The sequence below is a fragment of the Streptomyces sp. NPDC059002 genome (assembly GCF_042740435.1).
In the GTDB taxonomy this organism is placed as follows: domain Bacteria; phylum Actinomycetota; class Actinomycetes; order Streptomycetales; family Streptomycetaceae; genus Streptomyces.
The window spans coordinates 1-21,426 of the sequence record NZ_JBHYJI010000056.1; the positions used below are offsets into that span (position 1 = coordinate 1).

14 protein-coding genes and 1 tRNA gene are annotated in these 21,426 nt (G+C 69.8%); 11 read left to right on the plus strand and 4 right to left on the minus strand.

The genetic code is table 11. The features are described 5' to 3' along the window. The first annotated feature begins 171 nt into the window (after positions 1 to 171). A complete protein-coding gene (locus tag ACFWZ2_RS34320) occupies positions 172 to 834 on the plus strand; it encodes a DegT/DnrJ/EryC1/StrS family aminotransferase (protein ID WP_384552556.1) in 663 nt (220 codons plus the stop codon). On the opposite strand, the gene ACFWZ2_RS34325 is transcribed toward ACFWZ2_RS34320, so the two are convergent. Beyond that, the gene (locus ACFWZ2_RS34325) at positions 831 to 1,754 is read right to left on the minus strand and encodes an alpha/beta hydrolase family esterase (protein ID WP_384552455.1); all 924 of its coding nucleotides are present in this window, start codon (positions 1,752 to 1,754) and stop codon (positions 831 to 833) included. The genes ACFWZ2_RS34320 and ACFWZ2_RS34325 overlap by 4 nt on opposite strands. 117 nt (positions 1,755 to 1,871) lie before the next feature. Between ACFWZ2_RS34325 and ACFWZ2_RS34330 the strand changes: the two genes are divergently transcribed. Further along, positions 1,872 to 1,944 (plus strand) — tRNA-Thr (locus ACFWZ2_RS34330). Positions 1,945 to 2,026: 82 nt separating this feature from the next. Here ACFWZ2_RS34330 and ACFWZ2_RS34335 read toward each other — a convergent pair. Continuing rightward, positions 2,027 to 4,702 (minus strand): SpoIIE family protein phosphatase, encoded by a 2,676-nt coding sequence (locus ACFWZ2_RS34335; protein WP_384552457.1) that lies wholly within the window; start codon positions 4,700 to 4,702, stop codon positions 2,027 to 2,029. A 374-nt stretch (positions 4,703 to 5,076) separates the two neighbouring features. On the opposite strand from ACFWZ2_RS34335, the gene ACFWZ2_RS34340 reads away from it, so the two are divergent. The 9 genes from ACFWZ2_RS34340 (at position 5,077) to ACFWZ2_RS34380 (ending at position 19,111) form a co-directional block, all read left to right on the plus strand. Then, complete coding sequence (locus ACFWZ2_RS34340; protein WP_384552459.1) at positions 5,077 to 10,203, plus strand: HAMP domain-containing protein; 5,127 nt, start codon at positions 5,077 to 5,079, stop codon at positions 10,201 to 10,203. A gap of 244 nt (positions 10,204 to 10,447) precedes the next feature. Next, positions 10,448 to 11,131 carry a two-component system response regulator gene (locus ACFWZ2_RS34345; RefSeq protein ID WP_384552461.1) on the plus strand — a complete coding sequence of 228 codons (684 nt, stop codon included), beginning with the start codon at positions 10,448 to 10,450 and terminating at the stop codon, positions 11,129 to 11,131. A 125-nt stretch (positions 11,132 to 11,256) separates the two neighbouring features. Further along, the gene (locus ACFWZ2_RS34350) at positions 11,257 to 14,040 is read left to right on the plus strand and encodes a DNA translocase FtsK (RefSeq protein WP_384552463.1); all 2,784 of its coding nucleotides are present in this window, start codon (positions 11,257 to 11,259) and stop codon (positions 14,038 to 14,040) included. A 210-nt stretch (positions 14,041 to 14,250) separates the two neighbouring features. Beyond that, entirely contained in the window at positions 14,251 to 15,120 is an 870-nt protein-coding gene (locus ACFWZ2_RS34355) for a helix-turn-helix domain-containing protein (protein WP_384552466.1), read from the plus strand. Positions 15,121 to 15,237: 117 nt separating this feature from the next. Further along, on the plus strand, positions 15,238 to 16,719 hold the full coding sequence (gene rimO / locus ACFWZ2_RS34360) for a 30S ribosomal protein S12 methylthiotransferase RimO (RefSeq protein ID WP_384552468.1): 1,482 nt from the start codon (positions 15,238 to 15,240) through the stop codon (positions 16,717 to 16,719). Continuing rightward, positions 16,716 to 17,399, plus strand: coding sequence for a CDP-diacylglycerol--glycerol-3-phosphate 3-phosphatidyltransferase (pgsA, locus tag ACFWZ2_RS34365; protein ID WP_384552470.1), 684 nt, complete (start codon positions 16,716 to 16,718; stop codon positions 17,397 to 17,399). The genes rimO and pgsA overlap by 4 nt, the downstream gene beginning before the upstream one ends. Further along, entirely contained in the window at positions 17,396 to 17,977 is a 582-nt protein-coding gene (locus ACFWZ2_RS34370; RefSeq protein ID WP_384552472.1) for a CinA family protein, read from the plus strand. The genes pgsA and ACFWZ2_RS34370 overlap by 4 nt, the downstream gene beginning before the upstream one ends. Positions 17,978 to 18,086: 109 nt before the next feature. Continuing rightward, on the plus strand, positions 18,087 to 18,461 hold the full coding sequence (locus ACFWZ2_RS34375) for a helix-turn-helix domain-containing protein (protein ID WP_384552474.1): 375 nt from the start codon (positions 18,087 to 18,089) through the stop codon (positions 18,459 to 18,461). Between the two features lie 179 nt (positions 18,462 to 18,640). Further along, a complete protein-coding gene (locus ACFWZ2_RS34380) occupies positions 18,641 to 19,111 on the plus strand; it encodes a Dps family protein (protein WP_384552476.1) in 471 nt (156 codons plus the stop codon). A gap of 573 nt (positions 19,112 to 19,684) precedes the next feature. Here the strand turns inward: ACFWZ2_RS34380 and ACFWZ2_RS34385 are convergent. Both ACFWZ2_RS34385 and ACFWZ2_RS34390 read right to left on the minus strand, forming a co-directional pair. Beyond that, positions 19,685 to 20,515: an SDR family NAD(P)-dependent oxidoreductase gene (locus ACFWZ2_RS34385; protein WP_384552478.1), complete on the minus strand. Its 831-nt coding sequence runs from the start codon at positions 20,513 to 20,515 to the stop codon at positions 19,685 to 19,687. 56 nt (positions 20,516 to 20,571) lie between these two features. Next, complete coding sequence (locus ACFWZ2_RS34390) at positions 20,572 to 21,372, minus strand: DNA-formamidopyrimidine glycosylase family protein (RefSeq protein WP_384552480.1); 801 nt, start codon at positions 21,370 to 21,372, stop codon at positions 20,572 to 20,574. Positions 21,373 to 21,426: the final 54 nt, after the last annotated feature.

A 21,426-nucleotide genomic window follows, 5' to 3' on the forward strand; every position in this document is an offset into this window, starting at 1 on the left:
AGCGCCGATGGTACTGCAGGGGGGACCCTGTGGGAGAGTAGGACGCCGCCGAACTCCTTTTGATAGAAGAGCTGGTCCCTGAACTTCGGTTCAGGGACCAGCTCTTTTTTGTTTTGCGTCACTTGCCGTTCACGTTGTGCAGCCAACATCCGCCGTATGGGGACAGTTGGAATGTTGCGCGCCGCGGGTGTCGGTACCGGTGACGAGGTCGTCGTGCCGGCCTACGGCAACGCCGAGGTCGCTGAAGCCGTCGTCGACGCGGGAGCCATGCCCGTCTTCGCCGACATCGAGCCGTCGACGTACTGCCTCGACCCGGACGCCGTTGCCGCCGTGGTGACCCCACGGACGGCGGCCGTCGTCGTGGTCCACCGCTTCGGGAACCAGGCCGATGTGGCCCGGCTGAGGGGCGTGGGGCAGCGGCATGGGCTTCTCGTCCTGGAGCAGGACGAGTTGGAGGTGCCCCCCGACGGGCAGGCCCGGCGGCGGGCGCACGCCGCGTACCTCAGCGGGCGGCTCAGTGGGGTCGTGACCCCGACCGGCGGTGCCGGGCACAGCTACCAGCAGTACGTAGTGCGGGTGCCCGGGAACGGGCGGCCCGACCGGGACGCGTTCGCACGCGCCGTACGGGCCAAGGGAGTTGACTGCCGGGTGCCCGTGAAGACGCCTGTGCACCGGATGCCGCGGTTCTGGCGGGACGTCGTGCTCCCTGAGACCGAGCGGGCCGCGGACGAGACGCTGGCGCTGCCGGTCGACGCGTCGCTGTCGCGGCGGGATCTGCAGCGCGTGGTCTCGGCGTGCAATGCGCTGGGCGGGCTTCTTCAGCCGGCGTTCTAGGGCTGAGGCGTCTTCTTGGGGTGGGTCTTGAAGAATTCCCACAGCAGGTCGGTCGCATTGATGCCCGCTGTCGGATCGGACATGGTGCCGCCCGCGCCGTCGGGCCAGGCGTGGCCCATGTCGGGCAGGCGGTAGACGACCACGTCCGAGCCGTCCCGGCACTTCGCCGTGGTCTTCTTGATTTTGTTCTTGAGTTTCTGGGGCGTGGCCGACTGGCAGTCCAGGCGTTTCTGCCAGTTCGTGATGCCTTCGTCCATACCGGAGTAGTACTTGTCGAGACCACCGATGAAGGTGATCACCGAGACCGGTGTCTTCGGCATGTACGACGCCCTTTCCGCGTCGGTGCCGAGATAGCCGCCGCTGACCGGGGCGATCGCCGCGAAGGTGTCGGGGAGTTCGACGGCGAGTTTGTACGCCATGTCGCCGCCGTTGGAGATGCCGGCCGCGTAGATGCGGTCCGGGTCGGCTTTCCAGGTGCCGGTCAATGTTTTCGTCATCGTACGAATGAAACCGACGTCGTCTGCGGTGCCGCAGCAGATGAGGGCGTTGAAGCCCTGGTTGAGGCCGTCGGGGTAGGCGACGAGGAAGTTCTCCTTGTCGGCCTTGGCGTTGAGGCCGCTGATCTCTGCGGCGGCCCGGCCGTTGCCCGGGTAGGGGTGCATGGCGATGACGAGGGGGAGTCGGGCGGAGGGCTTGTAGCCGGGTGGGGCGTGGACCGTGTAGACGCGTTTGTCGCCCTTCCAGGATGTGGTGATCTTCTGGTCGCCGGGGTGTGGGGTCTCGGTGGCCGGTGACTTCTTCGTGGGCTTCGTGTCGGGGCCGTCGGAGTCGTCGGATCCGCAGGCCGCGAGCGGCAGGAGGAGGGCGGTGAGCGCCGCTGACACGGCGTACCGCAAGGACGTGCCCGGTCGGGTCGGCATGCGCGCAGGCTGACAGCGCGGGTGCGGTCGGTCCAGAGGAACGGGCGGTTCGAGGCACCTTCGATTTCGGGTATGATCTATCTCGTTGCCGACGCGGGAAACCGCGAAGGACAACAGGCCCCTATAGCTCAGTCGGTAGAGCGTCTCCATGGTAAGGAGAAGGTCAGCGGTTCGATTCCGCTTGGGGGCTCAACTCATGAAGGCCCCCGCCCAGTTGGGCGGGGGCCTTTTGTGGTTCCTGGGCCCGGGCGCCCCTCGGCGCCCGGGGAGTGTCAGTCCTTCTGGAGGCCGGGGACGCGCATCGCGAGGATCGCCATGTCGTCGGAAGGGGCGTCCGTGGCGAAGCGCTCCACGGCGCGCATGATGCGGGCCGCGACCGCGCCGGCCGTCAGGCCCGTGCAGGTGGTGAGGACGTCCGCCAGGCCGTCGTCGCCGAGCATGCGGGTGCCCTCGCGGCGCTCGGTGACGCCGTCGGTCACGCACAGCAGGACGTCGCCCGGGTCGAGCGTCATCGTCTGTTCGTAGAGCTCGAGGTCGTCCATGACGCCGAGCAGGGGCTGCGGTTCCGCGTACGGCTCGACCGTGCCGTCCTGGCGCAGGCGGAGCGGGAGCGGATGTCCGGCACAGACGATCTTGAGGATGGCCGAGCCGTCCTCCTGGGGCCACAGCTCGCCGTACAGGAGGGTGAGGAAGCGGCTGCGGGCGCCCTCGTCGAGGATCGCCGCGTTCAGGCGCTCCAGGACGGCGGGGCCGCCGAAGCCCTCGCGGGCGAGCAGGCGCAGGGCGTGCCGGGCCAGGCCCGTGACGGCCGCCGCCTCCGGGCCCGTGCCGCAGACGTCGCCGATCGCGAAGCCGTACGCGCCGTCGCGGATGGGGAAGAGGTCGTAGAAGTCGCCGCCGACTTCGTTGCCCTCGCCCGCCGCGCGGTAGATGACCTCGACCTCGACGCCGGGGACCTGCGGGAGTCCTGGCGGCAGCAGGCTGCGCTGGAGGGACTGGCTGATGGCCATGCGCTCGGAGTAGAGGCGGGCGTTGTCGAGGGCGAGGGCCGCTCGGCGGGAGAGATCTTCGGCCAATTCGAGGATCTCTTGGCGGAAGTGTTCGTCGGAGGGCTTGCCGAGCGTGAGCATGCCGATGACGCGGTTGCGGGCGACCAGCGGCAGGACCACGGTCTCGCCGCCCACAGCCGATGCCGTGGAGAGCGTCGTGCCGATTCCGGAGCCCAGGGTCATGGGTTCGCCGAGGCCCAGGCTGCGCATGGAGGTGCGCAGGGCCGCCTGGTGCGCGGCTTCGGAGGGGGCCGCCCAGACGCGGGCGCCGGGGGTGGGCACCGGGTCGGGCGGGGCGATCTTGGAGAGGAGCGCCTTGAGGCCGTCGATGCGCTCCTCGTCCTCGTGCAGGACGTACGAGAGATAGGGCTCGGCCGACTGGTCCGCGATGGTGTAGACGGCGCACCAGGTGGCGAGCGTGGGGACCGTCATCTGGGCCATCAGGGCCAGGGTCTGGTCCCGGTCGAGGGTGCCCGCGAGCAGGTCGGAGGCCTCGACGAGGAAGGAGAGCGAGCCGCGGCGGAGTCGCTCCAGCTCGCCCAGGCGCGCGGATTCCACGGCCAGGGCGATGCGGTCGGCGGCGAACTGGAGGCGGAGCGCCTCCTCGTTCGAGTACCGGTCGGGGGACTCGGCGGCGACGCCGAGGGAGCCGGTGAGGCGGCCCTCGACCTTGAGGGGGACGGTGACGACGGAGCGCATGCCCGTGCCGCCGAGGAGCGGGACGGCGCCGGGGACGACGGTGAGGTCCTCGTGGACGGCGGGCATGCGGGCCGAGCCGTAGCGGCCGGGGCCCGCTTCCACGGGGACGCGGGCGAAGCGCTGGCGGGCCGACGGGAGGCCGGTGGAGGCGCGGACCTCCAGCTCGGTCTCGTCGTCGGTGGCGAGCAGCAGGAAGGCGGCGTCGCCGTCGAGCATGTCGCGGGCGCGTTCGACGGTGCGCTGGAGCAGTCCGTCGAGGTCGTCGGGGGCGGGGGAGCCGATGAAGACCTCGAAGGGGTCCGTGGCGTTCGGCTCGCTGAGCGTGCTCTGCTCGGGGTTCGCGCCGCGGATCGGGGTCTGGAGCACCGCGCGCTCCTCGTCGCGTACGAGGAGGCAGACGGTGGAGGGTTCGCCGTCGGTGTCGCGGACGCGCAGGTGCGAGGCGTAGACGGGGATCACGCAGCCGTTGGAGCCGCGGATTCCGTAACTGCCTTCCCAGCGGGAGAGTTGGAGGGCCTCGGCGATGCCGGTGCTGGTGCCCGGGGTGTGCGGCCAGGCCGCCAGGTCGTTGAGGGGTTTGCCCATGACCTGCTCGGCGACGTACCCGAAAAGTTCCTCGGCGTCCTCGTTCCAGGCCGAGATGGCGCCGACCCGGTCGATCTGGACGACGGCGACGCGGACGCGGCCGTCGGCGATCGGGAGGAGGTTGGCCGGCAGGGAGGGGCCCGCGGTGCGGGTGCCCACCGGGCGGTCGGGGAGGTCGAGTTGGAACCAGACCTGTTTGTGGGTGGGGGTGTAGTCGACGCCCCAGCGGGTGGCGAGTGCGGCGCAGAGCTGAAGGCCGCGGCCGCCCTCGCGGTCGGGGCTGCCCATGTTGACGGAGGACTGCTGGAGCGGGATCTCGCGTTCCGGATAGCGGTCGGAGACCTCGATGCGTACGGCGTCGTCGGAGCGCAGGCACAGGACGTCGGCGGCCGTGCCCGCGTGCACCACGGCATTGGTCACCAGCTCGCTGGTGAGGACGACGGCGTCGTCGACGATGTCCGTGAACCCCCAGCCCTGGAGGGTGTCGCGCACGAAGGAGCGGGCCGTCGCGACGGAACGTCCGACGGGGTCGAAGGTCGCAGCCGCGCGCGCGGTGATCACAGCACTCCTCGTACGAGTATCGACAGTATCGACGCCCAGGTCTCCCGAACTCATGGTGCGGCCGCCCCTCCGATGCCCGCTTGTTCGTGTACCACCGCCCTGGCCGGGCAGGACCGGGGTGGTTGGACAGCCGGATGCAAGGTTACTTACCTTCGCCGTCCATGCTGATGCCGGTCGTCAGTGTTTCCGCCCGGAGGGTGTGCGGACGGTGTGCGAAGCTGCCGAACTGTTATGGCCTGGTTCAGCCATGGTGAAACACTGGGCAAGCTTCATGAAGAGAGCCCAGAACAACCCGAGCAGTACCGGTCGACCCTTGCGGGAGGGACACAGTGGAGTCTGGCGCAGCGACGCGGGGCACTAAGACGCGCGCGAAAGACGGACAGTCCCTGAACAAACAGCGCAAACCACGCAATGGGGCGACCGCCTCCGTGGACGCGGCGGCGCTGAACAGGCTCCTGGCCGCCCTGGTGGCGATGCGGGACGGAAATTTCCGCAAGCGCCTGACGGTCTCCGGCGACGACGTGATGTCGGAGATCGCGGCTGTTTTCAATGAGGTCGCCGACCGGAATCTGCATCTGACCGGTGAGCTGTCGCGGGTGCGGCGCATGGTCGGACGTGAGGGAAAACTCACGGAACGTCTCGAGGGCGGAGCGAGCGAGGGCTCGTGGGCCGCCGCGATCGATGCCTCGAACGCGCTTGTCGACGATCTTGTACGTCCCGTCTCCGAGGTCGGCCGGGTCCTCTCCGCGGTGGCCGAGGGCGACCTGGAGCAGCGGATGGAGCTCCGGGCGCAGGCGGTGGACGGGAACGGCCATCCGCTGCGCGGCGAATTCCTGAAGGTCGGCAGGACCGTCAACAACCTCGTCGACCAGCTCTCCACGTTCACCGACGAGGTCACGCGCGTGGCCAGCGAGGTCGGCACCGAGGGCAAGCTCGGCGGGCAGGCCAGGGTGCGCGGGATGTCCGGGTCGTGGAAGGACCTCACGGACTCCGTGAACACCATGGCGTACCGCCTGACCGCTCAGGTGCGGGACATCGCGCTGGTGACGACGGCGGTCGCCAAGGGTGACCTGTCGCGGAAGGTCACCGTCCATGTCGCGGGCGAGATGCTGGAGCTGAAGAACACCGTCAACACGATGGTGGACCAGCTCTCCTCGTTCTCCTCCGAGGTGACCCGGGTGGCCCGCGAGGTGGGCACGGAGGGTGAGCTCGGCGGCCAGGCGCAGGTGCCCGGCGTGGCGGGCGTGTGGAAGGACCTCACCGACTCGGTGAACCTCATGGCCGGCAACCTCACCGCGCAGGTGCGGGGGATCGCCCAGGTCACGACGGCCGTCGCCAACGGCGATCTGTCGCGGAAGGTCACGGTGAGCGCACGCGGCGAGGTCGCCCAGCTCGCCGAGACGATCAACCAGATGACCGAGACGCTGCGGACGTTCGCGGACGAGGTCACGCGCGTGGCCAACGAGGTCGGTGCCGAGGGGCAGCTCGGCGGTCAGGCCAACGTGCCGGGTGCGGCAGGGACTTGGAAGGATCTGACCGACTCGGTCAACACGGTCTTCCGTAATCTCACCACGCAGGTGCGGGACATCGCGCAGGTGACGACGGCGGTCGCGAACGGTGATCTGTCGCAGAAGGTCACCGTCGACGTCTCCGGCGAGATGCTCCAGCTGAAGAACACCGTGAACACGATGGTGGACCAGCTGTCGTCCTTCGCCGACCAGGTCACGCGGATGGCGCGCGACGTGGGCACCGAGGGGCGCCTCGGCGGTCAGGCGCGCGTGCCGGGCGTCTCCGGTACGTGGAAGGACCTCACCGACTCCGTCAACTTCATGGCGGGGAACCTGACTTCGCAGGTACGTCAGATCGCCCAGGTGACGACGGCCGTGGCGCGCGGCGATCTCTCGCAGAAGATCGAGGTCGACGCGCGCGGCGAGATCCTGGAGCTGAAGAACACCATCAACACGATGGTCGACCAGCTCTCCGCCTTCGCCGACCAGGTGACCCGGGTGGCCCGCGAGGTGGGCACCGAGGGGCGCCTGGGCGGTCAGGCGCAGGTGCCCGGCGTGGCCGGTGTGTGGCGCGATCTGACGGACTCCGTGAACGGCATGGCCGGGAACCTCACCGCGCAGGTGCGCAACATCGCGCAGGTCGCGACGGCGGTGGCCCGCGGTGACCTGTCGCAGAAGATCGACGTGGACGCGCGCGGCGAGATCCTGGAGCTCAAGAACACCCTGAACACGATGGTGGACCAGCTGTCCGCCTTCGCCGAGCAGGTCACGCGGGTCGCCCGCGAGGTGGGCACGGACGGCATCCTCGGCGGTCAGGCCGAGGTCCAGGGCGTCTCGGGCACCTGGAAGGACCTCACGCAGTCCGTGAACGGCATGGCGAACAACCTCACCCTTCAGGTGCGGAACATCGCCGAGGTCACCACGGCCGTCGCCATGGGCGACCTCTCCAAGAAGATCACCGTCGACGCGAAGGGCGAGATCCTCGAACTCGTCACGACCGTCAACACGATGGTCGACCAGCTGTCGTCGTTCGCGGAGCAGGTCACGCGGGTGGCCCGCGAGGTGGGCACGGAAGGGCAGTTGGGCGGTCAGGCGCGGGTGCCGGGCGTCACCGGCATCTGGAAGGACCTGAGCGACAACGTCAACCTGATGGCCAACAACCTGACCAGCCAGGTGCGGAACATCTCCCAGGTCTCGGCGGCGGTCGCCAACGGAGACCTCACCAAGAAGGTCACGGTCGAGGCGCGCGGCGAGGTCGCGCAGCTCGCCGACACGGTCAACACGATGGTGACGACGCTGAGTTCGTTCGCCGACGAGGTCACGCGGGTGGCCCGCGAGGTGGGCACCGACGGCATCCTCGGCGGTCAGGCGCGCGTGCCGGGCGTCTCCGGTACGTGGAAGGACCTCACCGAGTCCGTGAACTCGATGGCGTCCAACCTGACCGGGCAGGTCCGCAACATCGCGATGGTCACCACCGCGATCGCCAAGGGTGATCTGACCAAGAAGATCGACATCGACGCGCGCGGCGAGATCCTGGAGCTCAAGACCACCATCAACACGATGGTCGACCAGCTGTCGTCGTTCGCCGAGCAGGTCACCCGGGTCGCTCGCGAGGTGGGCACGGAAGGGCAGCTGGGCGGCCAGGCACGCGTGCGTGACGTCGACGGCACCTGGCGCGACCTCACCGAGTCCGTGAACGAGATGGCCGGGAACCTGACCCGTCAGGTGCGTGCCATCGCCGAGGTCGCCACCGCGGTGACCCGCGGCGACCTGAACCTGAAGATCGACGTCGACGCGGCGGGCGAGATCCAGGTCCTGCAGGACAACATCAACTCCATGATCGCCAACCTGCGCGACACCACCCTGGCCAACAAGGAACAGGACTGGCTCAAGGGCAACCTCGCCCGGATCTCCGGTCTGATGCAGGGCCGGCGCGACCTGGAGGACGTCGCCTCGCTGATCATGAGCGAGCTGACGCCCGTGGTCTCCGCGCAGCACGGCGCCTTCTTCCTTGCGATGCCCACGGACGACGGCAACGATCTCGGGGGCGACCACGAGGACGCGTACGAGCTGCGCATGCTGGGCAGCTACGGATACTCCATGGGGTCCATGCCGACGTCGTTCCGGCCCGGCGAGACCCTGATCGGCACGGCCGCCAAGGAGCGGCGCACGATCCTCGTGGAGAACGCGCCGTCCGGCTATCTGCGGATCGCCTCCGGCCTCGGCGAAGCGCCGCCCGCACAGGTCATCGTGCTTCCGGTGCTCTTCGAAGGGACCGTGCTCGGCGTGATCGAGCTGGCCGCCTTCCAGCCCTTCACGCAGATCCAGAAGGACTTCCTCAGCCAGATCGCCGAGATGATCGCGACGAGCGTCAACACCATCAGCGTCAATACGAAGACCGAGGTCCTGCTCAAGCAGTCGCAGGAGCTCACCGAGCAACTGCGGGAGCGCTCGGCCGAGTTGGAGAACCGGCAGAAGGCACTGCAGGACTCGAACGCGGAGCTGGAGGAGAAGGCCGAACTCCTCGCCCAGCAGAACCGTGACATCGAGGTCAAGAACACCGAGATCGAAGAGGCGCGGCAGGTCCTGGAGGAGCGCGCCGAGCAGCTCGCGGTCTCGATGCGCTACAAGTCCGAGTTCCTCGCGAACATGTCGCACGAGCTGCGCACCCCGCTCAACTCCCTGCTGATCCTCGCCAAGTTGCTCGCCGACAACGCCGATGCGAACCTCACCCCCAAGCAGGTCGAGTTCGCCGAAACGATCCATGGCGCGGGATCGGACCTGTTGCAGCTCATCAACGACATCCTCGATCTGTCGAAGGTCGAGGCGGGCAAGATGGACGTCTCCCCGACGCGCATCGCCCTGGTCCAACTCGTCGACTACGTAGAGGCCACTTTCCGCCCGCTGACCGCAGAGAAGGGCCTCGATTTCTCCGTACGCGTCTCCCCGGAGCTGCCCGCGACGCTGCACACGGACGAACAGCGCCTGCTCCAGGTGCTGCGCAACCTCCTCTCCAACGCGGTGAAGTTCACCGACTCCGGAGCGGTCGAGCTGGTCATCAGGCACGCCAACAACGACGTGCCCAACGCGATCCGCGAGCAGCTCCTCGAGGCGGGTTCGCTGCGGGACGCGGACGCCGATCTGATCGCCTTCTCGGTGACCGACACCGGCATCGGCATCGCGGCCAGCAAGATGCGGGTCATCTTCGAGGCGTTCAAGCAGGCGGACGGCACGACCAGCAGGAAGTACGGCGGCACCGGCCTCGGTCTCTCCATCAGCCGGGAGATCGCGCGGCTGCTCGGCGGCGAGATCCACGCCCAGAGCGAGCCGGGCCGCGGCTCGACCTTCACGCTCTATTTGCCGCTGCACCCGAGCGAACTGCCGCCCCAGGGCTACACGCAGCTCGCGCCCGCGCCCGGACCGCGCGAACTGCCCGCCCTGGAGGAGGCCCCGGCCACCGAGGACGTGGTGCGGCCCGACAGCGCTCCGGTGCACCAGGAGGCGGCCACGGGGCCCGCGGCGCTCTTCCGCAGGCGACGCCGTCCCGCGCCCGCACAGGAGCCGCCGGCCCTGCCGGGACAGCCGGTGGCGGGAGCCCAGGACCAGCGGCCGCAGGAGCAGTGGCCGTCCGCGACGGGGCAGACTCCGTCCGCGCGGCCCGGTATCCACTTCGGCGGCGAGAAGGTGCTGATCGTCGACGACGACATCCGCAACGTCTTCGCGCTCACCAGCGTCCTGGAACAGCACGGCCTGTCGGTGCTGTACGCGGAGAACGGCCGCGAGGGCATCGAAGTCCTGGAACAGCACGACGACGTGACGGTTGTTCTGATGGACATCATGATGCCGGAGATGGACGGGTACGCGACGACGACGGCGATCCGCAGGATGCCGCAGTTCGCCGGGCTCCCGATCATCGCGCTCACCGCGAAGGCGATGAAGGGCGACCGGGAGAAGGCGATCGACTCCGGCGCTTCCGACTACGTCACCAAGCCGGTCGACCCGGACCACCTGTTGTCGGTGATGGAGCAGTGGATGCGCGCGCAGTGACCGAGAACCGGCTTGGTCACACGGAGTTGCTGACAGAGTGTGGCCGAGGCCGTGTAGAACCACGGTATTCGGGGAACCTTCTGGTCTCCCACTGCGTTTCTGCTACGTGCACAGTGACATCGCGGTGACAGGGTGTGGCGACAGGCGGGGTGCGGCTACCATGACCGGCACAAGGACGGACGGCGCAAGGGAGTCGTCCTCTGGGGCGGCGCCCGGTGTACCGCCGGGGCGAGGAGGGCGGGCCATGGTGCAGAAGGCCAAGATCCTCCTGGTCGATGACCGGCCGGAGAATCTGCTGGCGCTGGAGGCCATCCTCTCTGCGCTCGATCAGACACTGGTGCGGGCATCGTCCGGGGAGGAAGCGCTCAAAGCACTACTCACGGACGACTTCGCGGTCATTCTGCTGGACGTCCAGATGCCGGGAATGGACGGCTTCGAAACCGCCGCGCACATCAAGCGGCGGGAGCGGACCCGGGACATCCCGATCATCTTCCTCACCGCCATCAACCACGGGCCGCATCACACCTTCCGCGGCTATGCGGCGGGCGCGGTGGACTACATCTCCAAGCCGTTCGACCCGTGGGTGCTGCGCGCGAAGGTCTCGGTCTTCGTCGAGCTGTACATGAAGAACTGCCAACTGCGGGAGCAGGCAGCCCTGCTGCGGCTCCAGCTCGAGGGCGGCGGCAAGTCCGCGGCGGGCGACGCCAAGGAGCCCGCGGGTCTGCTCGCCGAGCTGTCGGCGCGTCTCGCGGCCGTCGAGGAGCAGGCCGAGGCGCTCTCCAAACAGCTGGACGACGAGTCGGCGGACGCGGCAGCGGTCGCCACCGCCGCCCATCTCGAACGCAAACTCACCGGACTGCGCCGGGCCCTTGACGCCCTGGAGCCGGGCACGGGAAGCGGCGCACCCTCGGTCCCTTCGCAGAACTGACGTGCCGTCGTGGCCCGCGGGCCCGTTGATTCCCCGTCAGTTGACGGCCCTCACAGGGGCGACACAAACGGGTGAAGCGGTGGGCACACGTGTCCGCAGTGGTCCGCACCGGTAACCTCACACCCATGGCCTCACGTCAGTCCGCAGCCAAGAAGACGCCCGCGAAGAAGGCGGCCGCGCCGACGAAGGCTCCGGCGAAGAAGGCCGCTGCCAAACCGCCCGCCAAGAAGGCGGCGGCAAAGAAGGCGCCCGCGAAGAAGGCACCGGCCAAGAAGTCCGCCGCGAAGAAGCCCGCGCCCAAGCCGGCGCCCAGCCCCACAGGGGGCGTGTACCGGCTCGTGCGCGCCGTCTGGCTCGGCATCGCGCACGGGGTCGGCGCGATGTTCCGCGGCATAGGGCGGGGCGCCAAGGGCCTCGACCCGGCCCACCGCAAGGACGGGCTCGCGCTGCTGCTGCTCGGCATCGCGCTGATCGTCGCCGCGGGCACCTGGTCGAATCTGCGCGGTCCCGTCGGTGATCTCGTCGAGGTCCTGGTGACCGGGGCGTTCGGCCGTCTCGACCTCCTGGTGCCGCTGCTGCTCGGCGCCATCGCCGTACGCCTGATCCGGCACCCGGAGAAGCCCGAGGCGAACGGCCGCATCGTGATCGGCCTGTCCGCCCTGGTCATCGGCGTGCTCGGCCAGGTCCACGTGGCCTGCGGATCGCCCGCCCGCAGCGACGGCATGCAGGCGATAAGAGACGCCGGAGGCCTGATCGGCTGGGGCGCCTCCACTCCGCTGATCTTCACCATGGGCGAGATCCTCGCCGTACCGCTCCTGGTGCTCCTCACTGTCTTCGGGCTGCTCGTCGTCACGGCGACGCCCGTCAACGCGATCCCGCAGCGGCTGCGGCTGCTCGGCGTGAAGCTCGGCGTGATCCAGGAGGAGCCCGAGGCCGACGCGTTCACGGACGACGACGAGCGCTACGAGGAGCAGTGGCGCGAGGCGCTGCCCGCGCGCTCCTCGCGGCGGCGCTCCGCCGCACCCGACGAGTACGCCCCCGAGCAGGCCGAGCAGGAGGCGCTCGCCAAGCGCCGCAGGCCGCGCAGGAATTCCGTACAGCCGGACATGGACCGCCCGATGGACGCCGTGGACGTGGCGGCCGCGGCGGCCGCCGCCCTGGACGGCGCCGTGCTGCACGGCATGCCGCCCTCCCCACTGGTCGCCGATCTGACGCAGGGCGTATCGGGGGAGCGGGAGGAGCGCGAACGGCGCGAGGAGCGGGAGCAGGCGGCCCCTGTGCCGACCGCGCGCGCCACGGACGCCCCCGTGCCCGGCAAGCTCAGGAAGAAGCCGGAGGAGCCCGCTGAGAGCCTCGTGCCGGACCTCACCAAGTCCGCGCCCGAGGCCCCGCGCGACCTTCCGCCGCGCGCCGAGCAGCTGCAGCTCGCCGGGGACATCACGTACTCGCTGCCCTCGCTCGACCTGCTGGAGCGCGGCGGTCCCGGCAAGTCCCGCAGCGCGGCCAATGACGCGGTCGTCGACTCGCTCTCGAACGTCTTCGCGGAGTTCAAGGTCGACGCGGACGTCACCGGCTTCACGCGCGGCCCGACGGTCACGCGGTACGAGATCGAGCTCGGCCCCGCCGTGAAGGTCGAGAAGATCACGGCGCTCGCCAAGAACATCGCGTACGCCGTCGCGTCCCCCGACGTCCGGATCATCTCGCCGATCCCCGGCAAGTCCGCGGTCGGCATCGAGATCCCGAACACCGACCGCGAGATGGTGAACGTCGGCGACGTGCTGCGCCTCGCGGACGCGGCCGAGGACGACCACCCGATGCTGGTCGCGCTCGGCAAGGACGTCGAGGGCGGTTACGTCATGGCCAACATGGCGAAGATGCCGCACATCCTGGTGGCCGGAGCGACCGGTTCCGGCAAGTCGTCCTGCATCAACTGCCTGATCACTTCGATCATGATAAGGGCGACGCCCGAGGACGTCCGGATGGTCCTCGTCGACCCCAAGCGCGTGGAGCTCACCGCGTACGAGGGCATTCCGCACCTGATCACGCCGATCATCACCAACCCCAAGCGGGCCGCCGAGGCCCTCCAGTGGGTCGTACGCGAGATGGACCTGCGCTACGACGACCTCGCGGCGTTCGGCTACCGGCACATCGACGACTTCAACCAGGCCATCCGCGACGGCAAGCTCAAGACGCCCGAGGGCAGCGAGCGGGAGCTGAAGACGTACCCGTATCTGCTGGTGATCGTCGACGAGCTCGCGGACCTGATGATGGTCGCGCCGCGCGACGTCGAGGACTCGATCGTGCGCATCACACAGCTCGCGCGCGCGGCGGGCATCCACCTGGTGCTCGCCACCCAGCGTCCCTCCGTGGACGTCGTGACCGGCCTGATCAAGGCGAACGTGCCGTCCAGGCTCGCCTTCGCGACCTCCTCGCTCGCCGACAGCCGCGTCATCCTCGACCAGCCGGGTGCGGAGAAGCTCATCGGAAAGGGTGACGGTCTGTTCCTGCCGATGGGCGCGAACAAGCCCACCCGTATGCAGGGCGCCTTCGTCACCGAGGACGAGATCCACGCGATCGTCCAGCACTGCAAGGACCAGATGGCGCCCGTCTTCCGGGACGATGTCACCGTCGGCACCAAGCAGAAGAAGGAGATCGACGAGGACATCGGCGACGACCTCGATCTGCTCTGCCAGGCCGCCGAGCTGGTGGTCTCCACCCAGTTCGGGTCCACGTCGATGCTCCAGCGCAAGCTGCGCGTCGGCTTCGCCAAGGCCGGGCGGCTGATGGACCTCATGGAGTCGCGCTCCATCGTCGGGCCGAGCGAGGGCTCCAAGGCACGTGACGTTCTTGTGAAGCCTGACGAGCTGGATGGCGTGCTGGCCGTGATCCGCGGGGAGGCTCAGCCATAAGGGTGGGTGACTCACCCGTAAGGGATCGGCAGGCAACCGTTTCCCTTCGGCACACGTCAAGTTGAGGGGAAGAACAGCACGATGTCCCACCATCAGGATGTCCGGCCATTCTGATGGCGTACAAACTCCGTCCGCCCGGTTGCCCCACCCTTTCCCGACCCCCCTAAACTGAACGTCCGGCAGGTGGCTACACGCTCGAAAGGCGCCCCCGTGTCCATCGGCAACTCCCCTGAAGACGACCGCCCTTCAGACGACCGCCCCGCAGACGAAGGCCCGGCGGGTGCTCACCAGGCCGACGACCGGCCCTCGATCGGTCACGTCCTGCAGCAGGCGCGTATCGATGCGGGCCTGACCGTCGACGAGGTCAGTTCGTCCACCCGTGTGCGCATCCCGATCGTGCACGCGATCGAACAGGACGACTTCTCGCGGTGCGGCGGCGATGTGTACGCGCGCGGGCACATCAGGACGCTGGCGCGTGCCGTCGGACTCGATCCCGCCCCGCTCCTCGCCCAGTACGACGAGGGGCACGGCGGACACCCGCCCGCTCCCACGCCGGCGGCGCCCCTCTTCGAGGCCGAGCGCATCCGCTCCGAACCGCGGCGCCCCAACTGGACCGCCGCCATGGTCGCCGCGATCGTCGCCGTGATCGGGTTCGTCGGGTTCACCGCGTTCAGCGGCGGGGACGACGGCGACGGCTCGAAGTCGGTCGCCGAGGGCTCCACGCCCACCCCCACCAAGCCCACCCAGAAGCCGAAGCCGAACAAGCCCGCCGACCCCAAGCCCGACCCCTCGGACAGCGCCATCGCCGGCGTCCCGCGCGACAAGGTCACGGTCAAGGTCGCCGCGGCGGACGGCCGCAGCTGGATCTCCGCCAAGGACCACAACGGCCGCACCCTCTTCGACGGCGTGCTGGAGCAGGGCCAGGACAAGACGTTCCAGGACAAGCAGAAGATCGACCTCGTCCTCGGCGACGCGGGCGCGATCGAGCTGTACGTGAACGGCAAGCAGGTCGACAACGAATTCGAACCCGGCCAGGTCGAGCGCCTCACGTACACCAAGGGCGACCCCGAGGTCGGCTGAGCAGCAGGTCACGGCGGGGCCGCGGTGACGGCCCGATGACGCCCCGGCGGCCGTGGGCCGACCGCCGGGTAACCCTGGCGGCGGGGGCCGAGGCGGGGACGAAGTAGTCTTGAGACCATGCCCGAACGCCGCACCGTCGCCCTTGTCACTCTTGGCTGCGCCCGTAACGAGGTGGACTCGGAGGAGCTCGCAGGCCGCTTGGAGGCGGACGGCTGGCAGCTCGTCGAGGACGCCGAGAACGCTGACGTCGCCGTCGTCAACACCTGTGGCTTCGTCGAGGCCGCCAAGAAGGACTCCGTCGACGCCCTCCTCGAAGCCAATGACCTCAAGGGGCACGGCAAGACGCAGGCCGTCGTCGCGGTCGGCTGCATGGCCGAGCGGTACGGCAAGGAACTCGCCGACGCACTGCCCGAGGCCGACGGCGTGCTCGGGTTCGACGACTACTCCGACATCTCCAACCGCCTGCAGACCATCCTGAACGGCGGCAGCGTCGAGGCCCACACCCCTCGTGACCGGCGCAAGCTCCTGCCGATCAGCCCGGCCGAGCGCCAGGGCGCCCAGGCGGACGTCGCGCTTCCGGGGCACGCCCCCGTGGAGCCCGCGGTGATCCCGCAGGACCTGCCCGAGGGTGTCGCGCCCGCGTCGGGGCCGCGCGCCCCGCTGCGCCGGCGCCTGGGCACCAACCCCGTCGCCTCCGTGAAGCTGGCCTCCGGATGCGACCGGCGGTGCTCCTTCTGCGCCATTCCCTCCTTCCGCGGCTCCTTCATCTCGCGCCGCCCCTCCGACGTCCTCGGCGAGACCCGCTGGCTCGCCGAGCAGGGCGTCAAGGAGGTCATGCTCGTCTCCGAGAACAACACCTCGTACGGCAAGGACCTCGGCGACATCCGGCTCCTGGAGACGCTGCTTCCCGAGCTCGCGGCCGTCGACGGGATCGAGCGGATCCGCGTCAGCTATCTGCAGCCCGCCGAGATGCGGCCCGGCCTCATCGACGTCCTCACGTCGACGGAGAAGGTCGCCCCCTACTTCGACCTGTCCTTCCAGCACTCCGCCCCCGGCGTGCTGCGCGCCATGCGGCGCTTCGGCGACACCGACCGCTTCCTGGAGCTCCTGGAGACCATCCGGTCCAAGGCGCCGCAGGCCGGTGCGCGGTCGAACTTCATCGTGGGCTTCCCCGGCGAGACCGAGGCGGACCTGGCGGAGCTCGAGCGGTTCCTGACGGGCGCGCGCCTGGATGCCATCGGCGTCTTCGGGTACTCCGACGAGGAGGGCACCGAGGCGGCCACGTACGACAAGAAGCTCGACCAGGACGTCGTCGACGAGCGGCTCGCGCACATCGCCAGGCTCGCGGAGGAGCTCACCTCGCAGCGCGCGGACGAGCGGCTCGGCGAGACCGTCGAGGTGCTCGTCGAGTCCCTCGACGAGGAGGAGGGCCCGCTCGGCAGGGCCGCTCACCAGGCCCCGGAGACCGACGGCCAGATCCGCTTGACGGGTGCCACGGGTGGGGCCGGCCTGGAGGTCGGTCGTATGGTCGTGGCAAAGGTCGTCGGCACGGAGGGCGTGGACTTGGTGGCTGAGTGTCTCGAGGAGGCCGGCAGATGACCGGAGTCCCGGCATCCGCGTCTGGCGGCTCCGGCGCGCAGCCGGTGCGCGGCGGGAAGCTGGGCGCCGCGGCCGTCAACCAGGCGAGCCTGTGGAACGTCGCGAATCTGCTGACGATGGTCCGGCTGCTGCTCGTGCCGGGCTTCGTGATGCTGCTCCTCGGCAATGGCGGGTACGACCCGGCCTGGCGGTCCTTCGCCTGGGCCGCCTTCGCCGTCGCCATGATCACCGACCTTTTCGACGGGCATCTGGCGCGCACGTACAACCTGGTCACGGACTTCGGGAAGATCGCTGACCCGATCGCCGACAAAGCGATCATGGGGTCCGCGCTGATCTGTCTGTCCTGGCTCGGGGACCTGCCGTGGTGGGTGACCGGGGTCATTCTCGGGCGCGAGCTCGGGATCACGCTGCTGCGGTTCTGGGTGATCCGTTATGGAGTCATTCCGGCCAGCCGCGGCGGCAAGATGAAGACGCTCGCGCAGGGCACGGCGGTCGGGATGTACGTCCTCGCGCTGACCGGCCCGCTCGCGACGCTGCGGTTCTGGGTGATGGCGGTCGCCGTCGTGCTGACCGTGGTGACCGGACTCGACTATGTGAAACAGGCCATCGTGCTGCGCAGGCAGGGCATGGCCAGGGAGAGCGAGTCCGCCGACGAGGCGGCCCGGGAGGACGCGAAGTGACGTCCCCGGGGCCCTCGGCCGCCGCGGTGTCGGCGAGCAGGCTGCTGCGCCTCCTCGCGGCGCGCGGCGAGACCCTCGCGGTCGCCGAGTCGCTGACCGGGGGCCTGGTGGCCGCCGAGATCACGGCGGCGCCCGGGGCGTCGAAGGTCTTCCGGGGGTCCGTCACCGCGTACGCCACTGACCTCAAGCGGGATGTGCTCGGTGTCGACGGCGCCCTGCTGGCCGAGCGCGGAGCCGTGGATCCCGAGGTCGCGCGGCAGATGGCGGCCGGTGTGCGCAAGGCGCTCGGCGCGGACTGGGGGATCGCGACCACCGGTGTCGCGGGCCCGGATCCGCAGGACGGACAGGCCGTCGGGACCGTGTACGTCGCGGTCTCGGGTCCGGATTTCGAAGGCATGCGCGGTTACGCCGACGGCGGACCCGACGGGAAAGTGACCGCTCCGCGGTTGAACGGGGACCGTTCGGAAATTCGTATGGAGAGTGTACGGAGCGTGCTCATACTGCTTCTCGAGCGGCTCTCCGGCGAACGTGCCGAGAATGGGCGGGCACAGGATACGGAACAGAACGGGGGGAATTGATGTTTGCAGCCCTGAGTGAACACGACATCGCTCCCCGCACGGCCGCCGCGCAAGGCGGTACGGTGGGGCGTGAAGGATGCGGCTACGCGGTCCGAGGAGGGAGCCACCGATGATTCTGCTCCGTCGCCTGCTGGGTGACGTGCTGCGTCGGCAGCGCCAGCGCCAGGGCCGTACTCTGCGCGAAGTCTCCTCGTCCGCCCGAGTCTCGCTCGGCTATCTCTCCGAGGTGGAGCGGGGGCAGAAGGAGGCTTCCTCCGAGCTGCTTTCCGCGATCTGCGACGCGCTTGACGTACGGATGTCCGAGCTCATGCGTGAAGTGAGCGATGAACTGTCGCTCGCTGAGCTGGCTGAGTCTGCAGCAGTCACGGAACCGGTGCGCACGCCGGTTCGCCCGATGCTCAATTCCGTCTCCGTGGCAGGTGTGCCACCGGAACGGGTGACGATCAAGGCGCCAGCGGAGGCGGTGGACGTCGTCGCCGCGTGATGCCGCGCTGATGGTGTTCGCTGTCTGAGCGCTCATGCTTGTGAAAGCCCCGGCCGGGTACCCGGCCGGGGCTTTCGTGTTCCTGGACGGGGTGAAGCGCCCCGAAGTGACCTATATGGCTCTTATATGCCATGGTTGATGGGGATTTCTCTTGTTCACAGATGAGTTGGAGGAGACAGATGTACGTCGTGAAGAGCCCGCTGTCCGATGCGGATCTGAAGACGGTCTCGGACGCCCTGCAAGGTGCTCTCGTGGACCTGGTCGACCTGTCCCTGGTGGCCAAGCAGATCCACTGGAACGTGGTCGGCCCGCGCTTCCGCTCCGTCCATCTGCAGCTCGACGAGGTCGTGGACACGGCCCGGCAGCACTCCGACACGGTGGCGGAGCGCGCCTCGACCCTCGGCGTCTCGCCCGACGGGCGTGCGGCGACCGTGGCGCAGAGCAGCGGGATCGGCAAGGTCGCGGAAGGCTGGGTCAAGGACGCGGACGCGGTGGGGACGCTCGTGGACGCGCTCGGTGCCGTGATCACGCGGATGCGTGAGCGGGTCGAGGCGACCGGCGACGCGGATCCCGTCAGCCAGGACATCTTCATCGGGATCACGGCCGATCTCGAGAAGCACCACTGGATGTTCCAGGCGGAGAACAGCTGACGGCCGTTGTGGGTCCCCTCGGGTGCGGGAGTGACCCGAGGGCGGCCAGGGAGTGCGGGGGCGCCCTCGCGCGGTACGGGGGTGTCCCCGTGTCGTGCGGGGGCGCTTCTGTGCGCTGTGGTGCTTCCGGTGCGCTCGGTGCGCCCTCCCGCTGGGTGAACCGGGACGTTTAGCGTCGATTCCACGTCGGGCGGGAGGTGACAGCCGTGGCAGCAGCCGTGAGCGGGGCAGCGGCCGTGACGTGGCGGGTCGTGCGCTGGCTGCCGGCCCTGGGGCTCGGTGCGCTCTGGTGGTGGGGCGTGCTGAGGCTCGCCCTCGCGCCCGACGCGGGGGTCCTTGAAGGTGCGGTCGCGGCTGGGGGATGGGGCCTGAGCGTACTGCCGGTGCACTGTGTGCCGAAGATGCGGGCGAGCGGTGTGGCAGGGGCCGGGCGGCGTGCCCGGCGGCCGGACGGGGCGCTGCGCTGGCCCGGGGAGCGTACGGCCGCGGCGTGGTGGGCCCGTGCGGGCGCGGCGGCGGGGCGGGCGAGGGTGTGGGTGCGAGGGCAGGGCCGGGGGCGGCTGTGGGGGCGGGTCACCACGGCATGGCGACGCCGCCGTTCGGGCGGAGGATCTGGCCGGTCGTGAAGGACGAGGCGTCCGACGCCAGATGCAGCACGGCGTGCGCGATGTCGTCCGGTTCGCCGACGCGGCCCAGGGGCGACCTGCGTGCCATGACGCTCTCGGTGTGGGTCTGCGCCTCGGCGTCGTGGCGGTGCGTCATGGGGGTGCGGATCCAGCCCGGCGCGACGGCGTTGACGCGGATGCCGTGCGGACCCACCTCGGTGGCGAGGGTCTTGGTGAGCTGGACGACGGCTGCCTTCGCGGCGCCGTAGCAGAGGAGACCGGGGCCGCCGGTGTCCACGGCTCCGGAGGCCATGGTGATGATGCTGCCCTGGGGGAGGCGGCTTTCGGTGGCTGGGGTGCGGGGGGTGTTCTGCACTGCGGTACCGGCCGCTTCGATCATGATGCGGGCCGCGGCCTGGCAGGCGTACAGAACGCCCTTGAAGTTGATGCTCAGGACGCGGTCGAGGTCCTCGTCGCGGGTCTCCAGGACCGGGCTGCTGTGCATGATCCCGGCGATGGCCGCCATGATGTCGAGGCGGCCGTCGGACGCCGCGGCCGCGGCGGACACGGCCTCGTCGACCTGCGCCTTGTCGGCGACGTCCAGCGGATGGACGTGGGCGGTGCCGCCGGCCGCCTTGATGAGGGTCGCGGTCTCGTGGAGTCCCTGGGCGTCGCGGTCGGCGCAGTGGACGGTGGCGCCCGCCTCCGCGAGGAGCAGGGCCGACGCCCGGCCGATGCCGCTGGCGGCGCCCGTGAGGAAGGCGACGCGTCCGGTGAGGTCGTACGCCGTGAGGGGCATGACGGGACGGTACGGCGGGATCTGACGGGTCGTCAACTGGTGGGCCGGGGTGGGCTTCAGGGAGTGGGGCCCCGCTGGCAGGTGGGGCACCAGTACGTGGGGCGGCTGCGGGAGCCGTCGCCCTGCTCGGCCGTCCGGAGCGGGGTCGCGCAGCGCAGGCAGGGGCGGGGTGCGCGGCCGTAGACGTACAGGCGCTGGTCGGGGCGGGGGCGGCCGGTGGTGGTGCGGGCGGGGCGGTCGCGGTTGGCTTCCAGGAGCTTGTGGGCGAGGGCGGGCAGGCGGGCCGCCGTCTCATCGGGGAGCTCGCCCACGGGGAGCCACGGGGTGACGCCGAGGAGAAAGCAGAGCTCGCTCTTGTAGATGTTGCCGATGCCCGCGAGGTTGCGCTGGTCCAGGAGGGCTTCCCCGACGGCGCGTTCCGGACTCGCCAGGAGGTTGGCGAGGGCCCGTTCGGGATCCCAGTCGGGGCCGAGGAGGTCGGGGCCCAGATGGCCCACGGCCTTGTCCTCGTCGGTGGTGCGCAGCAGTTCCAGGACGGGCAGGCGGTAGCCGACGGCGGTGCGGTCGGCGGTGCCGATGATCGCCCGGATCTGGTGCCCGGGACCGCCCCGCCAGCGCTCACCGGGGGCGTACACGCGCCAGGAGCCGTCCATGCGGAGGTGGGAGTGGAGGGTGAGGCCGCCCTCGATGCGGGTGAGGAGGTGCTTGCCGCGCGGGGTCACGTCCAGGACGGTGCGCCCGGTCAGGTCGACCGTCGCGAGCTTGGGCACACGCAGGTCGGAGCGGGTGATGCTGCTCCCGGCGAGCGCGACGTGCAGCCGCCGGGCCGCCTGGTGGACGGTGTCTCCTTCGGGCATGGGTTCCAGGGTGGCATGGCGGGCGTCGTGCGGGTGACGCCCGCGCGGTGCCCG